Genomic DNA, 1,123 nt, shown 5'->3' on the forward strand with positions numbered 1-1,123 from the left:
GCTTATAGTCGATAAAGAGCTAAACCCTTAGCCATGATATTATCGTTAAAGAGGTGTTACTTCTATTACTTCATCGTTTACTAGAAAAGAAGGTTTTGAGCCGTCAGAATTCAATAGATAATTGTGGCTGTTTTAGCGACACTACTGCTCTATACGCTGTAAGAACGCTTGTGTACGTGGGTGTGTTGATAGCTCAAACATCTGCTTGGCACTACCCTCTTCGACCACATAACCGTCTTCAATTAAAACCACATGATCTGCCACTTCACGAGCAAAGTTAATCTCGTGGGTCACCACGACCATCGTCCAGCCTTCAGATGCCAGCTGCTTCATGGTCTCAAGCACGTCTTGCACTAGCTCTGGATCAAGTGCAGACGTTGGCTCATCGAACAACAATAATGACGGCTCGATCGCCAGCGCCCGCGCGATACCGATACGCTGCTGCTGGCCACCAGACAGCTGAAAGGGATACAGGTCAGCTTTTTCAGATAAACCAACTTTCTTTAGCAATGCTAAAGCTTGCTCGCGAGCTTGCGCTTTACTCTGACCTTGTACGATAGTCGGTCCGAGCATCAAGTTTTCAATCGCCGTCTCATGCGGAAACAAATTATAAGACTGAAACACCATACCAGATTTGCGTTGTAGCGCCAGTAGTGCTTTTTTCTTAGGGTTAGTAGCAAAATCAATCGTCAAACTGTCATCATCAAAAGCAATGACACCTTGATCAGGAATCTCCAGCGCATTTAAGCAGCGTAAAAAAGTTGTTTTACCTGACCCTGATGGCCCAAGTATCACCACTACCTTACCTTTTTCGATGGTCAAGTCGATGCCTTTGAGCACTTGATTATGACCAAAAGCTTTGTGAATATTAGTGACTTGAATCATAAAGGTTCCTGTTGTGCTAATAATACTAAAACTGCTGGTGAATGAGTCAATGAACTACTTAGCCACGTAACGATCAAGCCTAGTTTCAAGCTTACCTTGAATAAAGGTCAAAAACAGACAAATACCCCAATATATAAATGCCGCTTCGGTATAGACCAGCATAAACTCGTAGTTACGTGCGGTGATAATCTGGGCTTCTTTGAACAACTCGGTAACCAGTACCAATGAGGCCAAAGAA

The 1,123-nt window shown here is 43.6% G+C and carries 1 protein-coding gene and 1 pseudogene; both read right to left on the minus strand.

All coding sequences use genetic code 11. From position 1 onward, the window contains the following. Positions 1 to 141: 141 nt before the first annotated feature. Positions 142 to 885 (minus strand): amino acid ABC transporter ATP-binding protein, encoded by a 744-nt coding sequence (locus ACS8FD_RS16160; protein ID WP_439276595.1) that lies wholly within the window; start codon positions 883 to 885, stop codon positions 142 to 144. A gap of 54 nt (positions 886 to 939) precedes the next feature. Further along, a pseudogene (locus ACS8FD_RS16165) lies at positions 940 to 1,123 on the minus strand (cysteine ABC transporter permease); the annotation flags it as partial.

The sequence above is a fragment of the Psychrobacter sp. 1U2 genome (assembly GCF_051847575.1).

Coding starts and splice junctions, on each gene's coding strand:
- ACS8FD_RS16160 (WP_439276595.1), bottom strand. CDS start 885: ATGATTCAAGTCACTAATATTCACAAAGCTTTTGGTCATAATCAAGTG.